This is a genomic window from Kothea flammea, assembly GCF_052161645.1.
Lineage (GTDB): Bacteria > Planctomycetota > Planctomycetia > Pirellulales > Pirellulaceae > Laterigemmans.
In genome coordinates, this window is the sequence record NZ_CP197414.1 from 2,829,781 (window position 1) to 2,847,261 (window position 17,481).

Sequence of the window (17,481 nt, forward strand, 5' to 3'; positions counted from 1 at the left end):
GTGCTCGTATTCGCAACTTAGGCTTTCAGCCTGCAAATGACAAGCTGGAAGCTTACTCCACTTTACAGTTCGACGGACTCCACTTCGCGGACGAAGCGGGATGCGTCGTTTTCTAGGAACGATGAGACGACGTTGAATACGGCGTCACTGAAGCCGCCGATGTTCAGGATGTCGTTTCGCTCCGGTGCCTGGCTGGTTCCGTAGGGTTGAATGTCGATGCAGACCAGCTTTGGATCGGCGATGCCGTGTCCACGCTGGATCTTCTTGAACTTCTCCCACTGCGTTATCACGCCGGTCGAATCGTTTTGGCCGTAGCCGTAGGCGCGTCCGTTTGTGATCCAGCTTTGGTTGTCGCTGATCAGCACGATGCCGGCGAAGGCTTGCTTCGCGTATTGCGTGTTGGCTTCGACAAATGGCAACGAGCAGTCCGTACCGCCACCGCCGCACTGCGACAGCCGCGCCGACAGACTCAGGATCGAATCGCTTGGATCGACCTTGACCTGGTAAGCCTGCGTATCGAATGGGATTACGACGCAGTCTGGATTGCGACGCAGGATCGCTGCTGCGAACAGTGCCGCAACATCGACGCATCGCATCTTTGACGTTCCGCCGCGACCGCGGCTAGCGGTAGCCGGCCATCCCATCGAAGCTGACGTGTCGAGTCCGATGATGACTGGTCCCGGTAGCGCTGGCACGTTTCCGCACGCGATCTCGGCAGCGTCATGCAACGCCGTCTTGATCTTGCTTGGAACCTCGTCCGATGCGTTCATGTAAGCCGCCAGGAACTGGTACGGGAACTGACGGCTGCGGATGATCGCGTCGCGGTCGGCCAGTTGGCCGGCCACGTAGTCGATCATATTGTAGGACGATTGTCTCAATCGTTCCTCTGAACCAGACTGAGCAGTTGAGGACAACTGCTCTACACTGAACACGTCGTGACGCAAAAGCGTGTTGAGGTTCATGCGCAGTGCTTGCGGTCCCATCTGTCGGGCAATCGCCTTCCAAACCATCGGTCCCTTGGCTGCGTCGGCTAGCAAGTCCCAACGGACTTGCAAGTCGCCGGCGATCAGCGTTTGGGCTTCGGCCGTTTCGGCTGCGCGGTACGCGACCAACGACTGCACCGTCAAAGGTAGGTGGTCAGCCGTAGCTGGTGCCCACTTCTCGACTGGCTTGTCGGTCAACCATCCGAACAACGCTCGACGCGCGTCATCCTTTGGCGTTGGACGTGCCATTCGCAAGACGTCTCGCAGGCTCGGATCGTTTCCGATCGAAGCGGAGAGCAACTTGCCAACTGACGCATCGTTCAGCCAACGTTGGAACGCACGCTGCAGCGAAGACGACAAACCCTTGCGACCGAACTGTCCTGAACGAACCATCTGGAACACGGTGCGCAGAACGCGGCCGTTGTCCACGACTCGGTCGAAGACTTGGTGCATGAGCTTGGTGTCTCGCGTCGACAGCACGACCAGCAGCGCCGCCGGCATGTCCTTCATGTAAGCACGCTCACGTGAGTAGACAGCCAGCTTTGCCAAGAACTCGTTGTCGTCGATCTCGTCGATCAGCTTTCGCACCGCGTCGAGCTGGTTCTGCGCAGACGCGTAGTAGACGTTGCCGAACGTGCCGGTCGCCGCCATTTGGGCAATCGCGTGCTTGGCCGACATCTTGTACGCTGGCCCGCCTGCTTCGTTGATTGAATTTGCTCGTGGCAGGACGCTGGTAATGCTTTGGAATAGAGACTTGTTGGCCATGGGAGAAGTTTGAAGAGTGAGGGGTGAAGTGTGAAAGGAAAGGGGCGTGGTAGTGATGCAGATTCGCTATTCTGTTGTGAATGAAGACAGACTTGCCGGAACGGACGTTCGCGTTTGCGAAGCGAATTGTGAAACTCTGCCAGACGTTGCAAGAGCATCAGGGCGTTGCGCAAACATTGAGCCGGCAACTGATTCGTTCGGGCACGTCCATTGGCGCGAATGTGGAAGAAGGACAAGCGAGCCAGAGCCGCAAGGACTTTCGTTTGAAGTACAACATTGCGTGCAAGGAAGCACGGGAAACGCTGTATTGGCTCCGCCTACTGACGGAAACCGAAATCGTCTCTCCAGAGCGACTGAGGCCAATGACGGATGAATGCAACGAGCTAATCGCAATCCTGACTTCCATCGTCAAGAAACTCCGCGACTAACTTTCACCGTTCACCCCTCGCCCTTCAAACTTCGTTCGTGTACTCCGAATCGGCAGTCGATCGTGTGCACTTTCTATTTCGTTTTCTTCTTAGCGGCCTTTCGCATTTCTTTCCAAAGTGAACGGCCAATGTCCCGGTCGAGCCGGACAAGCTGTTGCTGTCGTGTGTCGAAAGCGATCAGGTTTCCCTTGGGTCGCTTTGCGTAAACGAACGGCAAGCAAACGGCGACGACTTTGTGCGGTTCGCCCGCTGCACGGGGCAGGTAGCGAAGTCGAACAAGTTCGTCGATTGGTTGCGAGATGCCTGAGCCGTCCCACAAGTAGGACGGTAGCTCGATGATCTCGCTGAGGATGGTGACGTAGTCATCTTTGGCAATGTCTTCGCCAGCGATCCGAGCCGCGACGGTCGTCACGGTTTGAGATCGAGATTCGGTCGTGGTTTTCATGTTTCCGAAATGGTTGAAAGAACGAATTGTGCATGTGAGTTCTCGGTTTACCGCCAGCTTGGATTACTCGCGGCCAGTCGTAATGGCGAAACAGGAACTTAAAACACGCATAGTTCAGTCTCTCAAGGCGATTTAGGAAAACGCGGCTAACGAAGTGGGTGAATCAGAGTCGTTTCGATGCTCTAACCAATTGAGCTACGGCACCGCTTGGCAATGCCGGCAGGAATCGAACCCGCAACCTCCGAATTAAGATGTACTCCGATACGGCAGTTAGTCGTGTGTTGGTTGTGGGATAAGCTTCCAGCTTGTCGACTGCATAATGACAGGTAGGCAGCCTGTCCCAATGGGTGTTCTGTGCGAAAACGATTGACGAAGTTTGTTAATCAGACGTTTCGATGCTCTCCCAACTGGGCTACAAAGCGGACACAAGGTTCACTCCGGTGGGACTCGAACCCACGGCCGTCGCGTGATGTAGTCCGATTAGGCAGTCAATCATGTGTAGTAAAAGCGGCGACGAAGTTGTGGCCAGACACAAACGTGCGGGAATCGAACCCACCAACCACGCAAGCGTGGCAGCCAGACTCACTGGACGGCACAATGGTTAGCATGTAGTCCGAACCGGCAGTCGCCGTGTTTTAATCTTGAACGAAGTGGTTGCTGAGTCGCTCAGGAGCGTCCGTTTTCGGCTTTCGCCGATCGTTGACTGGCACCATTGTCTGCGAGAGACTCCGGTGACGTTCACTAGCCGGTCGCCCGACATCGCTACCTTAGGCTCCTCGTATGTAGACCCAAACGGCAGTTCAAGTTGCTTTTATTGGTGACGGATCGACGAAGGGACAACTCAGATGTTTCACATAGTACAAGATGTAATCCGAGTCTGCAGTCGATCTGTCAGAAACGCTGGTGGGAGTCGAACCCACTTAAACCGGGTTGCAGCCGGCCGCCTGGCCATCTGGCTCCAGCGTTACGATAGTTTTTAGGGAATAGTCTTTAGTCTTTAGTCTTTAGGAAAGCAGGAAGATAAAATGCGTGATCACCGAAAATTGCGGGCATTTGAGCTCGCAGATGCCTTGGTACTTGAGGTGTACCGTGGAACCAAGACATTCCCCCGTGAAGAAATGTTCGGTCTGACTTCCCAGCTTCGGCGAGCCGCTGTTTCGATTGCATCCAACATCGTCGAAGGCTGCGCCCGCCAATCGCAGGCTGATTTCGTTCGATTCCTCGACATGGCATTTGCCTCGGCACGCGAAGTTGAGTACCAACTCAGCATCGCAGCGAGACTCGGATATCTACCTGCCGAGCTCGCCACGACGCTAAACGACAAAGTCGTCGAGACATCGAAGGTCATCTATGGGCTCCTCAAATCGCTGCGCGGCAGTGCCTGATCCCTACCGACTAAAGACTATGGCCTACAGACTCCCTAGTCTTCTCTAAAAGTAGTCGTCGCGATTGACGCCATCAAAGGCGGCCCGATCGTAGGCAACAACGTTTGAACCGCTGACCGCTGCCGCATGGGCACAGGTCGTTGCGGCCGAGCTTTTCCTGAAGTTGTTTGCCTTGGATGATACGGACTCCGCGTTTGACTTTCGTTTCCGACGGGTAGCCTTTACGACGTTTGCTCATCGGCTCGAAAGCAGTGGTCCTCGTTGTGCTCGTCTTCGTATCGCATTGGTCTTCTCCGGGTTTGAGGTTTCGAATATCAAAAGCAAGTGTTCTCGCCAGGAATCGAACCTGGTCTACGACCTCCGCAAAGTCGCGTGCGAATCCGGCACACCCCGAGAACGCAGTAGTCCTTAGCGAATAGTCGATAGTCCATAGATTTCTAAAGACTAAAGACTGTTTGCTACAGACTATCTCAGTAACCCGCCCAGGAATCGAACCTGGTCCGACAGTTTCGAAGACTGCCATGCTGTCCAGCACACCCGCGAGTCATTTGATTGATTACTTAGTCACAAAAACTGACACCTAGGTTCGCACCAGCCTTGGGCACACCCAAAAGTAATTGCAGTCAAGAGCGGTGCCTTTCTAAATCGAGCCACGTCGGCGGGAAAAGTCGCGTGACTTGAGTCTTGAGCGGTGAGCTAATACTCAGAGCTCATCGCTCACGACTCGCGACTCTAAAAACGGCTCGCCACCGTGGTGGAGAGCCGCGTGTTAATCGATGAATGCGACGTGCCGCATTGCGATCGACTCGTTTTCAGTGTTCATCAGGACTTGGTGCCATCCGTTCAAGATGATCGTCTTGTGATCCGGATGACGCACACGTCCTCGAACGAACACGCTTGGGTTTCGTCGCTGAGCCACCCAATGCAGATGACGAAGTTCAGGTCGACGGCTAATCATTTGCCGACGCTGGAGCTCGGTGACACCGGCGGGGTGTTGGTGGCTAACGTAAACCAATTGTCCTCCCTGCCGAACCAGCTCTTCGCACAGGTGCGGCTTTCCACCGCCTCGTGCGATTGGCTCATTCCGCAGCACTAGTCGCTCGTCGACCAGCGTTGGGTTCTCGACGGGAACGAAGAACCATTCACCTTGGCGGATGAATGCTTCGTTGCGTCGGCGGTTCCGCTTCCGCGGCTTCACGCCGAGACGATTTTCGAGTGCCCGCACTGAAGTCGGTTTGAGCGCGTCGAAGGCGGTCTTGACCGAAGAAACCGAAGCTCGTTCCGGAACGGCCGCGACGAACCAGTGCCGTTCATCGTGTCCGCAAAGGAACTTGTGCTTGCCGTCGTCTTGACGCGACATCAACAGCAGGTGCCGCATCGAAGGCTGAACGTCGATCACTTGCGTTTCAGCGACCAACTTGGGCTGAATCGAAAGATCAAAGAACTCGCCCTCGGCGTCGTTGCCGATGTCGATCGAGACTTCTGGAGGCGTTCCCCAGCGTCTGGCGATCGGAGGGTGGACTTTTGCTCGAGCACCAATCCGCATGAATTGACGCTCGATACTCTGCATGCTCATGACAATGCCTTTCAAAGTGTCAAACAAGCGAAACAATGCCGGCAGCCAACGTGACTGCGAAATTCGGCAGTAGCCCGACCAGGAATCGAACCCGGAACTTCTGGTTAGAAGCCAGAGATGATTTCCGTTTCACCATCGAGCCATTTTCGAACAAGCGGAAGGAGAAGGAGTCCAAGCCTCATCACCCGAAAGGGGCACGCGTATGCGGTGCGGCCCGGCGAACCGTATCCGACTTCCTTCCAAAAATAGTCTGTAGTCGTGAGTCTTTAGTCGCGAGTTGTAGCCCTCAGGACTCATCGCTCAGGACTCAAGCCTCACAAGTGATCGCGGAAGGAATCGAACCTTCGATCTTCTGGATGTCACCCAGACGTCTTCGCCGCTGGACCACGCGATCGGCTAGTCCGCAGCAAATAGCCTTTAGTCTTTAGTATATTGCTCAAGACTAAAGACTATCCTCTATGGACTGTTAAGTAGCGGGTTCGGGGGTCGCACCCGACGGTCCAGGCTTATGAAGCCCGGATGAGCCTGGCTCACCCGCATTGTTGTTCCGTGCTTGATAAGTAGCCAAGGCGAAAGTTGAACTCGCACGCCTCTGTGGGTACGATACTCTCGTGACTGCGTTTTACGCAGTTTCCACCACTTGGCTGTGTCAGTGATTTCTTCGCGTGTATCATGGAGAAACGCGTACCGGAGAATTCTTTTGATGCCACTGTACTTATTGATCTTTCTCGCTGCAGCCGTCGCTCTCATTTGCCTGGGTGTGCCGCTCATTCAACGCCGAGTGCCGCCAAACCATTGGTATGGATTCCGCGTTCCTAGCACGCTGGCGGATGCAAACGTCTGGTACCCTGCCAACGAGTACGCTGCGTGGCAGTTTGTTTGGCTCGGCATCGCGGGGATCGTCGTTGCCATTGCGGCATATCTGATCCCGGGCATTCAAACCGATATGTATGCGTCCATCATCGGTGTGTTCTATCTGGTCGGAGTGCCTTTTACCGTTGTCCGGTCCTTCGTGTTCCTGCATTCGCTGACGGCTGACAAATCAAAGAAACGGTCGCACAAACGTTGATTTTCGAAGCACTGCGGGAGGGAGTCGAACCCTCAAACACGAACGTTTGAAATTCGCCGCTTTTCCGGTTTGCGTACCACAGCAAGTGGAATCAGTACTGAGGGCGGGAGTCGAACCCGCAAGCACTTGTTCCTAAGACAAGCGGCTCGCCGTTGGCCTACCTCAGCGTTTGCAAAAGTGGAGCACCGGGGAATCGAACCCCGATTTTCTGCGTGCAAAACAGACGTCCTCCCGTTGGACGAGCGCCCCGAATGAAGTTAGTAGAAGGGTGAAGGGTAAAATTGGTTCGCGTTTCATTTTCAAAATTCACTCTTCAGCATTCAAACTTCTCAACGCCTCTCGTGTGGAAACGCTCCCAAGTTGGTCAAGCGGATGCCGTGGGACTCGAACCCACAACGGTTTGACCCGCAGCTGTTTTCAAGACAGTGCCCTCATCCGGCCGGGTGACTTCCGAGTGTTGCGAGTGCTCGCAGTGACGTGAGCGGGAATCGAACCCGCGGACTCCTGGATGAAAACCAGACGATTCTGCCAACAGAATCTACCACGCCGAAATAGTCCGTAGCCTTTAGCGAATAGTCTGTAGGGCTTTGCTATGGACTAACGACTATCTGCTAACTGCTATCAAGCGATGGCAACGGGAGTCGAACCCGCAGCGACTTGATAGACAATCAAGCTTCCTTCCCAGAGGAACTTGCCACCGAAAATGTTCGCCAGGGTGACCAACCGGAATTGAACCAGCGACAAACTCATTCACAGTGAGTCTCTGGAAACCAACACCAGATCTGGCCACAGCACCGGAGACTGGAATCGAACCAATGAACTCCTCGTTCAGAGCGAGGTGCAGCGACCAACAACTGCTACTCCGGCATACATCTAACTTGCAAAGCACTCCGTTCGGGAATTGAACCCGACCTGCGAGCTTCAAAGGCTCGCGTCGCGACTACGCGCCGGAGAGAACTAAAACCTTTCAGTTAAAAGCTCCGGCGGAAGGACTCGAACCTTCAATCGTCTCCTTAACAGGGAGCCGCCTTACCATTTGGCCACACCGGATTCGCAAAGCGCCCAGTGGGAGTCGAACCCACACTTCCGCCATGGCAAGGCAGCAGGCTACCGCTACATCATGGGCGCAAAATTGCATCACTACCAAATTGTCAAAGATCAGTAACGCCGAAGCGTTCAAGAGCACCGAGCCGGAATCGAACCCGCATTACCTCGTTACGACGGAGGCGTCTTGCCGTTAGACCATCAGTGCTTGTTTCCAAATGTTTCAGTGGGATCGGTGAGAATCGAACTCACATGAATCGGATTAAGAGTCCGATGCATTACCTTGTCTGCCACAATCCCAAGTTAGGCTATAGTTGTTAGGCTATAGTTGTTAGGCTATGGGCTATAGGCTGTAGGTCAGTGTTGAATCGCTTCGCGATCTATTCCTCTCCTATGGTCTAAAGACTAGGGACTAAAATCTCTCGTCAGTCGGCGTGGCGGGAATTGAACCCGCGACCGTCGCCTTATAAGGACGCCGCTCTCACCCCTGAGCTACACGCCGATGTGTAGCGATGGGGCCGAAGGAAGTTGAACCCTCACCTACACGACGACCAACGCGTTCTGCGTCGGTGCCCGAAGTCCGCCATGCTGCCAGTTACACCACAGCCCCGATATTCAATCGCGGCTATGCGTTTCGAGCGAATTAGCATTTCAAACTTCTCCCTTCACTCTTCAAACTTCCAAAGTGGTAGCCCCGAGGATCGAACTCGGCACAACCTCGTTATCAGCAAGGCCTGGACAACCAGCCCTCAACTACCGTTTTGTTCACATCGAAGTCGGATACCTCGGAGTCGAACCGAGACCCTCCTGGTCCCAAACCAGGCGTGCTTCCATCTGCACCTGTATCCGATTTGTGTTGCCGCTTCCGTCGGCGCATATCTTCCTTGTCAGTGGGCCGGGAGGCGCTCGAATCCTCGTCTGCGGTTCTTCAGACCGCCGCTAGACCGTCTCAGCTACCAGCCCAAATTGGGTTCGTTGTTGGGGTTGTGCGTTCAATGCGGACACGAAAAAAGGCCCGATGTCTGCATGACACCGAGCCTTCACGGAGAAAGCAATTCGCTTGCAGCGAGTGTCACATCAGACGCGGATACGTCATGGCATTACCATTCTTCGACGATTGCTCGCCGAAAGACATGCCTTCATGTATCCTTTCGAATCGATTGAATTGGGTATTCGATAACATCAGAAAGCTCGCTGTTTGCTTATCTTTGAATGTGACTTGTGTCTTCGGAGAGATAGACGCACTCGAGCCCAGCTGGTTCGCAAAAAAATTGACTTCTCAAAAAGAGATGTTCTATTGTTCGCAAAGCAAGCTCGAACCGCGTGAATAACTCGGCGCGAGTTGGTTGCCAAATCAGCTTGTTATGTTAGCCTCTATGCACTGAACATGAACTCCTCAAACGGAATAAGAGACTCATGAAACTTACCGATTTTTACAACGAAGTTGCCAAGCGTGCCGACACGGATAAAACCGCGATCAATGTCGCGGACACAAAGCGAGTCTTATCCGAGGCGTTCCTGCTGCTAGCCCAGATGGATGCCGCAGATCTCTCCGACACCATGGCGAAGGGGCTCGCCCAAGCGAAGAAAAAACTGAACGCTTGAGCGTCTTTATCCATTGCGGCTCCGATGAGCGAGGAACATGCCGACCTCGTGTGTCTGGTTGGGGAACATATGGCTGGCGTGGGTTTATTTCAGCGCGGCCTCCAGGAGGCAACTGCTGGACCGGCAGTGCCACTCGCCTCGGATCCAGCGACTTTGTTCCATATGTCTTAGTCGAATGAGTTGCCGAAGAATCGCGTCATCCACTCGTTTGCGGTCGAGTGGGATGAAATCACTTTGCTGGATGCGAAAGGAGTTAACTCTTTTCGCATCGCTCAGCCACCTTCAATTACGCGGCTGATGATTCGATAACTCATCTTCGAGCGCGTAGCCTACGTAACTTGCGGTGGATGCTAGTTTGTGTCGCCCATCTTCCCGGCTTTGCACACTTTAAATTTTCACGCGAGGGGATTGGTGCGGCTCTGCGTGAATATTCGGAATGTTCAGAGAATGAGATATTGTCAATTGTTGTGTTTTGAGAATTTGAATCAGGCAGCGATTTCCTCCTGGATGATTCCGTCTTTGAAGGAACGTCCTTCGATGACGAGGGTGATCTTTTCGTGGCAGTTGAGTCGTCTCCATTTCCGTGAAGCCGACTGAGCGAGTTTGAACATCATCGCCAGGCTTGCTCGCCTGGTACCGCAGCCTTTGGTCTTTCGGTGACGAAGCCGAATGGTTGCGAACGTCGATTCGATGGGGTTGGTTGTCCGCAGGTGACTCCAGTGTTCGGCCGGAAAGTCGTAGAACGTCAACAGCACGTCGCGGTCCCTCTTGAGGCACTCGCATGCCGGAGCGTACTTCGAACCATACTTTTCCATGAAATTGCCAAACGCTTTATTCGCATCATCCTTTGTTTCAGCCTGCCAGATTTCGTGAAGGTCGGCTTTCGCTTTGGGCTGAACGCTTTTGGGCATCTTGTTCAGTACGTTGGCAGTCTTGTGAACCCAGCAGCGTTGCTCACGAGTCTCGGGGAACACTTTGCGGATCGCCGCCCAGAAGCCCAGAGCACCGTCGCCAACGGCAACCTTCGGTGACAGCTGCAAGCCGCGTTGCTTTAGGTCGACCAGCAACTCGCTCCAGCTCTGCTCGCTTTCGCGATAGCCGTCGAGTACCGCGATCAACTCTTTCTGGCCGTCGTTCGTTGCCCCCATCAGCACTAGCAAACACTGCTTTTTGTTGGCATCGTCCTCCAGTCGCACCTTGGCGTGAATGCCATCGGCCCAGACGTAAACGTACTGCTTGCCCGACAGATCCCGCTTGCTCCAGTCGTCGTACTCGCTGCACCATTGCTCTTTCAGCCGGCAGACCACGTTGGGACTCAAGCCAGCCGCACGCTCGCCAACGAGCGCCTGCAAAGCTTCGCCAAAATCACCGGTTGAGATTCCTTTGAGGTACAGCCACGGGATCAGCTCTTCGATCGCCTTGGTTTTTCGTAGGTAGCTCGGCAAGACGCTCGGGGAGAACGCGACGCGGTTAATTGGATCGGGATCGTTGTCGCGAACTCGCCCCTGCGTGACGGGGATGGCCCCGGCACCGGTGAGGATTTCTCGTTGGGGGAGGCTTCCATTCTTGACGACGAAGCGTCTGCCCTGCGCGTCGGTACGATCGGCGTGCATGGTGATGAATGCCTCGACTTCGGCATCGATCGCGGTCTGCAGCATACGTCGGGCACCTTCTTTGACGATCTCATCCAGGGGGCTGCGCTGGTCGAACTGGGCCCGAAAGGAAATCACTTCGGGATCGACGGGTTGGTCCACTGGCACGTCGGCTCGGTCTGTTTTACTCTTAGTCATGGCGTATTCCTTTGCCCACTTCGGGCCGTTGGAGGGTTCAAGTTCCAACAGGATGCGCCACCTTTTTCAATCTTTCAAGAACACAACTTTCGACAATACCTCTCAGAGAATTAAGTCTAATGACTACCATGCGGAAAACTTACCACCGCAAAGAATCTGGATCGGGAGACAGCAGACGAATTCCACAGATAGGACACCAAGGTGAGCCGCGACACCCATTGTGGTGAATCGCTGGTCATCACAAGAAGTGGCGCCAAAGAGACTAGGTAAAGTGCCCTCGAAAAAGACTTGCCGAGGGATTTATCGTGACCAAAAATATTGAGACAAGCGGGTGAATCGGCGGTGCCACCAACATCCAGGCGAGGATGATATGACTTGTTGACTAAAAGTAACCTAAATAGCATTAGTGAAGAATCTCGGCAGTCCGCTTATGAATTCCACCGGTACGGTTCGCCGCAATTCGCGGCAACTTCGTGTGCTCTCTGACTTGTTCAAAGCAGTACTCTTTCTGACCGTCGCATTGTTATTTGCCGCGGAGCTTACGAGGTCGGTGACGACCTCAACGATGTCAGATGACGCCCGAGTCATCAATCAAGCCGGGCGTCAGCGTACACTGAGTCAGCTGATCGCGATGAAAGCTAGAGCGCTGGCAACGGAATCATCAGAAAGTAACGACATTATTGCGAGTCGATTGCAAGAAGTTACCCACGAATTTCAGCAGAGTCATGACGCGTTAGTTTCTCGCGAACATGGAGTCTATCTTTCGAGGGAGAATTCAGAGCGGTTTCAAGAGCTTTATGACGCGATCGAGCCACACGTTCTTAAAATTGTCGGTGGAGCAAGGGGGTTGGTAGCCCTTACTCAGGAGCACAACGATGTCCCGCAAGTCCAATTTCGGGACACAGTTGAGCAAGTCAACGTCGCGGCGGAAGCGTTTTTGCCGATTATGGAGGAGATTGTCTTAGGCTACGAACTTGGTGCCGAGGCGCGGCTGGCCCGGAATCGAGCGGTCAGCTGGGTTCTTTCCGTGCTCATTGTGTGCTTGTTGACGGGGACCGCTATTTGGCTCGTAAATCCGGTGCTTCGTCAGGCGATGAAAGCGACCGCCCTCATGGAGCAAGCGATCGCAAATGCTGAACTCGCGACAACAGAAGCTTCTCGGCTAGCCGCCTTCGCCAAGCATTCGACGAACGCGATGGTACGGACTGATGAAAATCGAAAAATTGTATGGGTCAACGAAGGTTTTACACGGCTCACAGGATACACATTGGAGGAATGCCTGGGCCAAAATCCTGGCGAGTTACTTCAGTCGGAAGGAACCGACTCAGAAGTAATCGTCTCAATGCGACGAGCCTTAGACCAGGGGAAAGGATTTCAAGGGAGAATCTTGAATCGATCAAAAACTGGACAAAACTACTGGCTCGATCTGGAGATTATCCCCGAGCATAACGCTGAAGGGAGGTTGATCGGATTTATTGCGGTGGAATCTAATGTCACCGAATTGGTCGAAAGTGGCGAACGGGCCATACGTGCAAAGCAGCAGGCCGACATGGCGAACCAAGCGAAGAGCGAATTTCTCGCAAATATGAGTCATGAAATTCGCACCCCCATGACGGCGATCCTCGGATATAGCGATCTTCTTGCGACAGACTTTGTCGATGACCCTCAGCAAACAAAGGAAGCGATTCGCACGATCCAATCGAATGCGAATCACCTACTTACAATCATAAACGATATTTTGGACGTTTCTAAGCTGGAAGCGGGACAATTTACGCTGGAAAAGATTCTGACTAGCCCGGCGAAAATTGTAGAGGAAACAGCTTCCATCTCCCGTCCCCATGCACTGAAAAAGAAAACGGCGATCAACATTCGTTACGACACTCCGATCCCCAGGCACATCTACTCCGATCCAACCCGAATCAGGCAAATTCTTTTAAATCTCGTTAGCAATGCTATCAAATTCACTGAAAAGGGTAGCGTTACCATTCGGGTGTCATACGACTGCGTTGGCCCAAAACTAGTGTTCAGCGTCGTTGACACTGGCATCGGGATGACTCCTCAACAACGCGATGCGATCGCACAATTCGCTGCTTTTCAGCAGGCCGACACCAGCACTTCTCGCAAGTTTGGCGGTACGGGCCTGGGGCTCTATATCTCCAGCGCACTCACTCGAATGCTGGGCGGCTGTTTGGCGGTGGATTCGATCCTGGGCAAGGGGACCACATTCACGGCATCCATATTCGCCGAGCACCCCGCGAACGTCGAAATGTGGGACGTCAATGAAGTTACATCGGTTGTGACTCTTGAAAACAATTCCCGACACGAAAGCGACGCGGCTAGGGCAAATCAAGTACTCACAGGAACTCGCATCTATCTTGCCGAGGATGGAATTGATAACCAACGTCTGCTGCGGCATCACTTGGAAAAAGCGGGGGCCGAGGTTCAACTTTTTGACAATGGTAGAAAAATTGTCGATGCCGTAACGGCATGTCAAGATCAAGAATTTCCACACCTTCTCTTGATGGACATGCAAATGCCAGAACTCGATGGATATCAAGCGACTCGCATCTTGCGGCGTCACGGTTTTTCCCTGCCAATTATTGCTCTCACAGCGCATGCAATGGAAGGGGACCGACAAAAATGCCTAGACGAGGGCTGTGATGATTACGTGAGCAAGCCAATTGACAAAGGCCATCTGATCAAGACATGTGTCAAGTACAGTCTGGAAGCCAAAGACCGACGGCCTTCAGTTCTTCCGAAGGCCGCTTATTGTGATGTCAAGGACATGTTTGCCTCCATTCCAACAGCACAGTAGCTCATGAAGTTTTTGCAAGTCACTTCTCAAGAGCACTATTCGCTGAGACTTATCATAGCTGCTGATAAATTTTTAGATGAATTGAAACCGCAAATGGGGTGGTTGCTGAGGACGCAAACTAGCCATGCGTTTACGAGAACTTCGGCGACAATCTGCTTCTGTGAGCCAGGAATAGCCCGACATGATGCGGTTCGTTAGGGTCGATGTGGCTCGCGTGCGTGGAGGCGAGAGCGGCTTTTAGCAGGCCATTGCTGGATTTACTGTGCCATTCGCCTCGGATCTAGCCGACTTGGTTAAGCAGACCCAGTCGCTGGAGTTCCGGAAGGATCAGGTACTCGGCTCCTTCGCAGTCGAGTTTGAGCAGGTCGACTTGCTGAATGCCGAAGGCAGCGATGGATTTCCAGAGTTCGGCGGTGGTGATCGCGGGGACTTCGACTCCGAAATCCCCGGGCCGCGCTTCTAGGTCAGCCCACAGACTGGGCACGTACTCGCCGACTCGGCTGTGGGAAACAGACGATGATAAGAGCGTGCTCCCGGACGTCTCGGTGACCGCTGCGTTGATGAGCTGAAGCCGGTCGCTGGGGATGTGAGCGGTGTTTTTCTGGCGTAACGCAAAGCTCTCGGGATGCGGTTCCACTGCCACGATCTTTGCGGCTGGCCAGTGCTGATGGCAGAGTACCGTAAAGCTGCCGACGTGGGCTCCAATGTCCACGATCGTGCGGACTTCGTGCTGGCGTAAGGCCGCGATCTGGTACTCGTCTTGGAAGACGGCATTGGCGTGCTGGATACTGGCCGGCTCAATGTGAAAGTCGCGGCCGAACGCCTTGTAACAGACTGCAAACGGCTCCATGGTTTCTTCCTTGATTAGGCGGTGAGAATCGTGAGCTCGATAGGCATGCGCTCGTGCTCCAGCCAATGGCCGCGCCAGATGCCATCAGGGCCGCGGCGCAGGTGACAGGTCGGGCGATCAAGCCTGGAAATCGTGAGCACAGGTTGACCGTCGACCTCGTTCACGTGCCACACACGTTCGCACTCCGCCGCTCCTTCGCTAATCACGCGACTGGATTCGAAGCCAAGCGTTCGCTGGTCATGGCCCACTCGCTCGTACTTTGCCCGCTTGCCGGTTAGCTCTTCGATGACTTGCTGTTCATCGGGTGTCGGCTCGTCGTTTTGCCACAAAGTGCCTGACCAGCGTCTGGCTAGCTCGGCGACCAAGTCGAAGCACAGTTGTTCGTTCGCCAGCGACTCAGTGAAACGATTGCCACCAAATCGCCATTTGTCTTGGCAGCGATGCTGGAAAATAATCTGACCTCGGAAATCGAACTGCACGATCGTGTGCTGATTCCAGCCCGGGCCGGCGGTGGGCATCGCGTACTGGCTGCCAACTTTACGCCAGCCCAAATGAAAACACTCCTTGTCGCCGTACACATGCTGGAAGGTAAAGTCGGAGTGCTCGGCGTACCAGAGGGCCGTTTGCAGTTCGGCGGCGCAGCGGCGTTTATCGATCAAGTATTGCCCCGACTCGAAGGCTCGCTCATGCATGGCAACTTCCGGCTCGGCCATGTCGGGCATGCCGAAAATCTCCCACACGTCGGCCTTCAGTGTCCAGCAGGCATAGTCGGGCCAGAAAATGGCACCATGCTTTGCCAGTTCAGGAGAGTCGAATAAGTAGCTCGGGTCGGCAACCACGCCGTTGTCAGCATCAAGAAACAACACTTGTGCGAACGGGGAGTGGAGAGTGCTATAAAGCTTCAGCTCCCAGCCACAAAGAATGCGTGCTGGATGTTCCCGCTCCAACTGCCGCGCGTCGACGCACTGGACATCATGACCGGCCAGCAGCCGTCTCATATAAGGATCGATTTCGCCGTCGCCCAAGTACCAAAGCTGGATCGGCAGCGTGCAGCCGAAATGCCGCAACAGCCGCACGTTTACCCAGACGCTGGGAAAGTACTTGAGGCCTCCGCCGGCGATGACGATGCCGAGGTCAATTGGGTAAGTCCGGCGAGATGGTTTTAACTCGGCAATGAAACGGTCCACTAGCCTGCGATGGGCTTCGATCACGTTCTCCCACGTTGCCCAGCCACTGGGCCAAGGTCCCGGCGGACAAGTTTCGATCAGCTCAATCATCTGTTTGACTGGCAATTGAGGAGTGGCTTCCAGGCAGCGATTGATACTCATTGGCCTTCCTTGATGGTCCGAGCTTTGTTGACCGCTCGGCGTAGTGCCCGAGCGATGAGCTGTTCACGAAGCGGCAGCCAGCCAGCTGCTGGCACGGATTGTTCCCAGCGCTGGGCCATTTGCCGGGCGAGTTCGCGGTATTCGCCTCGCACTTGCCTGCCGGTCATTGTGTTGAGCCGTCCGCGGAGCTGAGCACAGGCTTGGCACTGAACGGTGGGAATCAACCAATCTAAATGAAGTCGAGCGAGTCGCCGGCGAGCCCTCTCGATCTCTTCGCCGAGACAATCCCCAATGTGCGAATAGCCGGCGGCCTGCTGGAGCAGCGCGGTCGCTACCGGCAAGCCGGCAGTGCGTCGCGCTTGCACAGCCAGTCCGCAGGTGACGCGATTGCGAGCTTGCGGATCTGGCTGTCGCTGACAGGCACCACATGCTGCCTCATCGACCGAGACGGGAAGCCCGCTGAGGTCACTAGCAATCTCACAAGTTCCATCGCGTTTATAAGGACATGCCACCATCGTCCGCTCCTTCACAACCGGTGTAGATTAGTTCGCCGAAATAACTTCCCGGCGGCAAGTCATAGCGCGGCGCGCATGTACAGAGCGGCACGAAGGGGCCCTCGGCGGTGTCGCAAGGGTCCTCAACCGCAACTGGTTCCCACGAGAATCCGTTCCACTGGTAATAGCAGGGGCAACAACAAGGCTCACTGGGCTGCGAGCTGCCAGAGCTTGAGCCGGCGGACGAGCCGCTACTGCCAGAAAAGCCGCTACTGCCAGAGGCTCCGGAAGATCCGCTGGCCCCCGTACTGCCTGTTGAGCCTGAGCCGGATTGCGAGCCACTGGCAGAACCAACACCCGAGGATCCACCACTGGAGCCGACCGCGCTACCAGGTCCGCTGAGGCCCGAAGACCCTGACAGGCCGGATGAATCGCCGGAGCTTGATTGGCCGCTCGAGCTTGATTGCTCACTAGAACCTGAGTCGCCCGACGAGCCGCTTGAGCTACTCGAACCTGACGAGCCACTCGAACCTGACGAGCCGCTTGAGCCCGACGAGCCGCTTGAGCCCGACGAGCCACTTGAGCCCGATGAGCCACTTGAGCCCGATGAGCCGCTTGAACCTGATGAGCCACTCGAACCTGACGAGCCGCTTGAACCTGACGAGCCGCTTGAACCTGACGAGCCGCTTGAACCTGACGAGCCGCTTGAACCTGACGAGCCACTGGAGCCGCTTGAGCCTGACGAACCGCCTGAGCCTGACGAACCGCTTGAGCCCGACGAGCCCGAGTTTCCCACAACGCCGCTGCTGCCCGCTGTGCCGCTCGAACCCGACTGGCCGCTTGATCCTGAAAAACCACTGCTTCCCGACGAACCACTCAGTCCGCTTGAGCCCGATGAGCCACT

At 54.8% G+C, this 17,481-nt stretch carries 13 protein-coding genes and 18 tRNA genes; 5 read left to right on the forward strand and 26 right to left on the reverse strand.

Annotated features, from left to right (window positions below; all coding sequences use genetic code 11):
* Positions 1 to 62 precede the first annotated feature (62 nt).
* Positions 63 to 1,748, reverse strand: coding sequence for a TROVE domain-containing protein (locus tag SH139x_RS10680; RefSeq protein ID WP_488355229.1), 1,686 nt, complete (start codon positions 1,746 to 1,748; stop codon positions 63 to 65).
* An 80-nt stretch (positions 1,749 to 1,828) separates the two neighbouring features.
* On the opposite strand from SH139x_RS10680, the gene SH139x_RS10685 reads away from it, so the two are divergent.
* Complete coding sequence (locus SH139x_RS10685; protein ID WP_488355230.1) at positions 1,829 to 2,176, forward strand: four helix bundle protein; 348 nt, start codon at positions 1,829 to 1,831, stop codon at positions 2,174 to 2,176.
* Between the two features lie 73 nt (positions 2,177 to 2,249).
* Here the strand turns inward: SH139x_RS10685 and SH139x_RS10690 are convergent, their stop codons facing one another.
* Both SH139x_RS10690 and SH139x_RS10695 read right to left on the reverse strand, forming a co-directional pair.
* Complete coding sequence (locus SH139x_RS10690; protein ID WP_488355231.1) at positions 2,250 to 2,621, reverse strand: hypothetical protein; 372 nt, start codon at positions 2,619 to 2,621, stop codon at positions 2,250 to 2,252.
* Positions 2,622 to 3,516: 895 nt separating this feature from the next.
* Positions 3,517 to 3,587 (reverse strand) — tRNA-Cys (locus SH139x_RS10695).
* 59 nt (positions 3,588 to 3,646) lie between these two features.
* On the opposite strand from SH139x_RS10695, the gene SH139x_RS10700 reads away from it, so the two are divergent.
* Positions 3,647 to 4,006, forward strand: a complete 360-nt coding sequence (locus SH139x_RS10700; protein ID WP_488355232.1) for a four helix bundle protein — start codon at positions 3,647 to 3,649, stop codon at positions 4,004 to 4,006.
* Positions 4,007 to 4,079: 73 nt separating this feature from the next.
* Here SH139x_RS10700 and SH139x_RS10705 read toward each other — a convergent pair whose 3' ends face one another.
* The 5 genes from SH139x_RS10705 to SH139x_RS10725 form a co-directional block, all read right to left on the reverse strand.
* Complete coding sequence (locus SH139x_RS10705; RefSeq protein WP_488355233.1) at positions 4,080 to 4,244, reverse strand: SEC-C metal-binding domain-containing protein; 165 nt, start codon at positions 4,242 to 4,244, stop codon at positions 4,080 to 4,082.
* 236 nt (positions 4,245 to 4,480) lie between these two features.
* A tRNA-Arg gene (locus tag SH139x_RS10710) sits at positions 4,481 to 4,552 on the reverse strand.
* A gap of 223 nt (positions 4,553 to 4,775) precedes the next feature.
* The gene (locus tag SH139x_RS10715; RefSeq protein ID WP_488355234.1) at positions 4,776 to 5,582 is read right to left on the reverse strand and encodes a hypothetical protein; all 807 of its coding nucleotides are present in this window, start codon (positions 5,580 to 5,582) and stop codon (positions 4,776 to 4,778) included.
* Positions 5,583 to 5,652: 70 nt separating this feature from the next.
* Positions 5,653 to 5,724 (reverse strand) — tRNA-Arg (locus SH139x_RS10720).
* Between the two features lie 179 nt (positions 5,725 to 5,903).
* Positions 5,904 to 5,976, reverse strand: a tRNA-Val gene (locus SH139x_RS10725).
* Positions 5,977 to 6,285: 309 nt separating this feature from the next.
* Between SH139x_RS10725 and SH139x_RS10730 the strand changes: the two genes are divergently transcribed.
* Positions 6,286 to 6,651: an SdpI family protein gene (locus tag SH139x_RS10730; protein ID WP_488355235.1), complete on the forward strand. Its 366-nt coding sequence runs from the start codon at positions 6,286 to 6,288 to the stop codon at positions 6,649 to 6,651.
* 9 nt (positions 6,652 to 6,660) lie between these two features.
* Here the strand turns inward: SH139x_RS10730 and SH139x_RS10735 are convergent.
* The 14 genes from SH139x_RS10735 to SH139x_RS10800 form a co-directional block, all read right to left on the reverse strand.
* Positions 6,661 to 6,734 (reverse strand) — tRNA-Leu (locus tag SH139x_RS10735).
* 12 nt (positions 6,735 to 6,746) lie between these two features.
* Positions 6,747 to 6,818, reverse strand: a tRNA-Leu gene (locus SH139x_RS10740).
* Positions 6,819 to 6,829: 11 nt separating this feature from the next.
* Positions 6,830 to 6,900 (reverse strand) — tRNA-Ala (locus tag SH139x_RS10745).
* Positions 6,901 to 7,020: 120 nt separating this feature from the next.
* Positions 7,021 to 7,103: transfer RNA gene (locus SH139x_RS10750), tRNA-Ser, on the reverse strand.
* Between the two features lie 21 nt (positions 7,104 to 7,124).
* Positions 7,125 to 7,199: transfer RNA gene (locus SH139x_RS10755), tRNA-Glu, on the reverse strand.
* 78 nt (positions 7,200 to 7,277) lie between these two features.
* Positions 7,278 to 7,350: transfer RNA gene (locus SH139x_RS10760), tRNA-Asp, on the reverse strand.
* Positions 7,351 to 7,443: 93 nt separating this feature from the next.
* Positions 7,444 to 7,518 (reverse strand) — tRNA-Gln (locus SH139x_RS10765).
* 111 nt (positions 7,519 to 7,629) lie between these two features.
* Positions 7,630 to 7,701 (reverse strand) — tRNA-Asn (locus SH139x_RS10770).
* A gap of 7 nt (positions 7,702 to 7,708) precedes the next feature.
* Positions 7,709 to 7,779 (reverse strand) — tRNA-Gly (locus SH139x_RS10775).
* 53 nt (positions 7,780 to 7,832) lie between these two features.
* Positions 7,833 to 7,903: transfer RNA gene (locus SH139x_RS10780), tRNA-Thr, on the reverse strand.
* Positions 7,904 to 7,922: 19 nt separating this feature from the next.
* Positions 7,923 to 7,995: transfer RNA gene (locus SH139x_RS10785), tRNA-Lys, on the reverse strand.
* Between the two features lie 129 nt (positions 7,996 to 8,124).
* Positions 8,125 to 8,197 (reverse strand) — tRNA-Ile (locus SH139x_RS10790).
* Positions 8,198 to 8,471: 274 nt separating this feature from the next.
* Positions 8,472 to 8,544, reverse strand: a tRNA-Pro gene (locus SH139x_RS10795).
* A 42-nt stretch (positions 8,545 to 8,586) separates the two neighbouring features.
* Positions 8,587 to 8,658 (reverse strand) — tRNA-Phe (locus SH139x_RS10800).
* Between the two features lie 453 nt (positions 8,659 to 9,111).
* Here SH139x_RS10800 and SH139x_RS10805 point away from each other — a divergent pair.
* Complete coding sequence (locus SH139x_RS10805; protein WP_488355236.1) at positions 9,112 to 9,300, forward strand: hypothetical protein; 189 nt, start codon at positions 9,112 to 9,114, stop codon at positions 9,298 to 9,300.
* 485 nt (positions 9,301 to 9,785) lie between these two features.
* On the opposite strand, the gene SH139x_RS10810 is transcribed toward SH139x_RS10805, so the two are convergent.
* Positions 9,786 to 11,090: an IS256 family transposase gene (locus SH139x_RS10810; RefSeq protein WP_488355237.1), complete on the reverse strand. Its 1,305-nt coding sequence runs from the start codon at positions 11,088 to 11,090 to the stop codon at positions 9,786 to 9,788.
* A 430-nt stretch (positions 11,091 to 11,520) separates the two neighbouring features.
* Between SH139x_RS10810 and SH139x_RS10815 the strand changes: the two genes are divergently transcribed.
* Positions 11,521 to 13,905, forward strand: a complete 2,385-nt coding sequence (locus SH139x_RS10815) for an ATP-binding protein (RefSeq protein WP_488355238.1) — start codon at positions 11,521 to 11,523, stop codon at positions 13,903 to 13,905.
* A gap of 280 nt (positions 13,906 to 14,185) precedes the next feature.
* Here the strand turns inward: SH139x_RS10815 and SH139x_RS10820 are convergent, their stop codons facing one another.
* The 3 genes from SH139x_RS10820 to SH139x_RS10830 are packed head-to-tail and all read right to left on the reverse strand — an operon-like array spanning position 14,186 to position 16,598.
* Positions 14,186 to 14,755: an FkbM family methyltransferase gene (locus SH139x_RS10820; RefSeq protein WP_488355239.1), complete on the reverse strand. Its 570-nt coding sequence runs from the start codon at positions 14,753 to 14,755 to the stop codon at positions 14,186 to 14,188.
* 14 nt (positions 14,756 to 14,769) lie between these two features.
* Positions 14,770 to 16,083 (reverse strand): alpha-mannosyltransferase, encoded by a 1,314-nt coding sequence (locus tag SH139x_RS10825; RefSeq protein ID WP_488355240.1) that lies wholly within the window; start codon positions 16,081 to 16,083, stop codon positions 14,770 to 14,772.
* Entirely contained in the window at positions 16,080 to 16,598 is a 519-nt protein-coding gene (locus SH139x_RS10830) for a hypothetical protein (protein ID WP_488355241.1), read from the reverse strand. The genes SH139x_RS10825 and SH139x_RS10830 overlap by 4 nt, the downstream gene beginning before the upstream one ends.
* Positions 16,599 to 17,481: the final 883 nt, after the last annotated feature.

Coding starts and splice junctions, on each gene's coding strand:
- SH139x_RS10680 (WP_488355229.1), bottom strand. CDS start 1,748: ATGGCCAACAAGTCTCTATTCCAAAGCATTACCAGCGTCCTGCCACGA.
- SH139x_RS10685 (WP_488355230.1), top strand. CDS start 1,829: ATGAAGACAGACTTGCCGGAACGGACGTTCGCGTTTGCGAAGCGAATT.
- SH139x_RS10690 (WP_488355231.1), bottom strand. CDS start 2,621: ATGAAAACCACGACCGAATCTCGATCTCAAACCGTGACGACCGTCGCG.
- SH139x_RS10700 (WP_488355232.1), top strand. CDS start 3,647: ATGCGTGATCACCGAAAATTGCGGGCATTTGAGCTCGCAGATGCCTTG.
- SH139x_RS10705 (WP_488355233.1), bottom strand. CDS start 4,244: ATGAGCAAACGTCGTAAAGGCTACCCGTCGGAAACGAAAGTCAAACGC.
- SH139x_RS10715 (WP_488355234.1), bottom strand. CDS start 5,582: ATGAGCATGCAGAGTATCGAGCGTCAATTCATGCGGATTGGTGCTCGA.
- SH139x_RS10730 (WP_488355235.1), top strand. CDS start 6,286: ATGCCACTGTACTTATTGATCTTTCTCGCTGCAGCCGTCGCTCTCATT.
- SH139x_RS10805 (WP_488355236.1), top strand. CDS start 9,112: ATGAAACTTACCGATTTTTACAACGAAGTTGCCAAGCGTGCCGACACG.
- SH139x_RS10810 (WP_488355237.1), bottom strand. CDS start 11,090: ATGACTAAGAGTAAAACAGACCGAGCCGACGTGCCAGTGGACCAACCC.
- SH139x_RS10815 (WP_488355238.1), top strand. CDS start 11,521: ATGAATTCCACCGGTACGGTTCGCCGCAATTCGCGGCAACTTCGTGTG.
- SH139x_RS10820 (WP_488355239.1), bottom strand. CDS start 14,755: ATGGAGCCGTTTGCAGTCTGTTACAAGGCGTTCGGCCGCGACTTTCAC.
- SH139x_RS10825 (WP_488355240.1), bottom strand. CDS start 16,083: ATGAGTATCAATCGCTGCCTGGAAGCCACTCCTCAATTGCCAGTCAAA.
- SH139x_RS10830 (WP_488355241.1), bottom strand. CDS start 16,598: ATGGTGGCATGTCCTTATAAACGCGATGGAACTTGTGAGATTGCTAGT.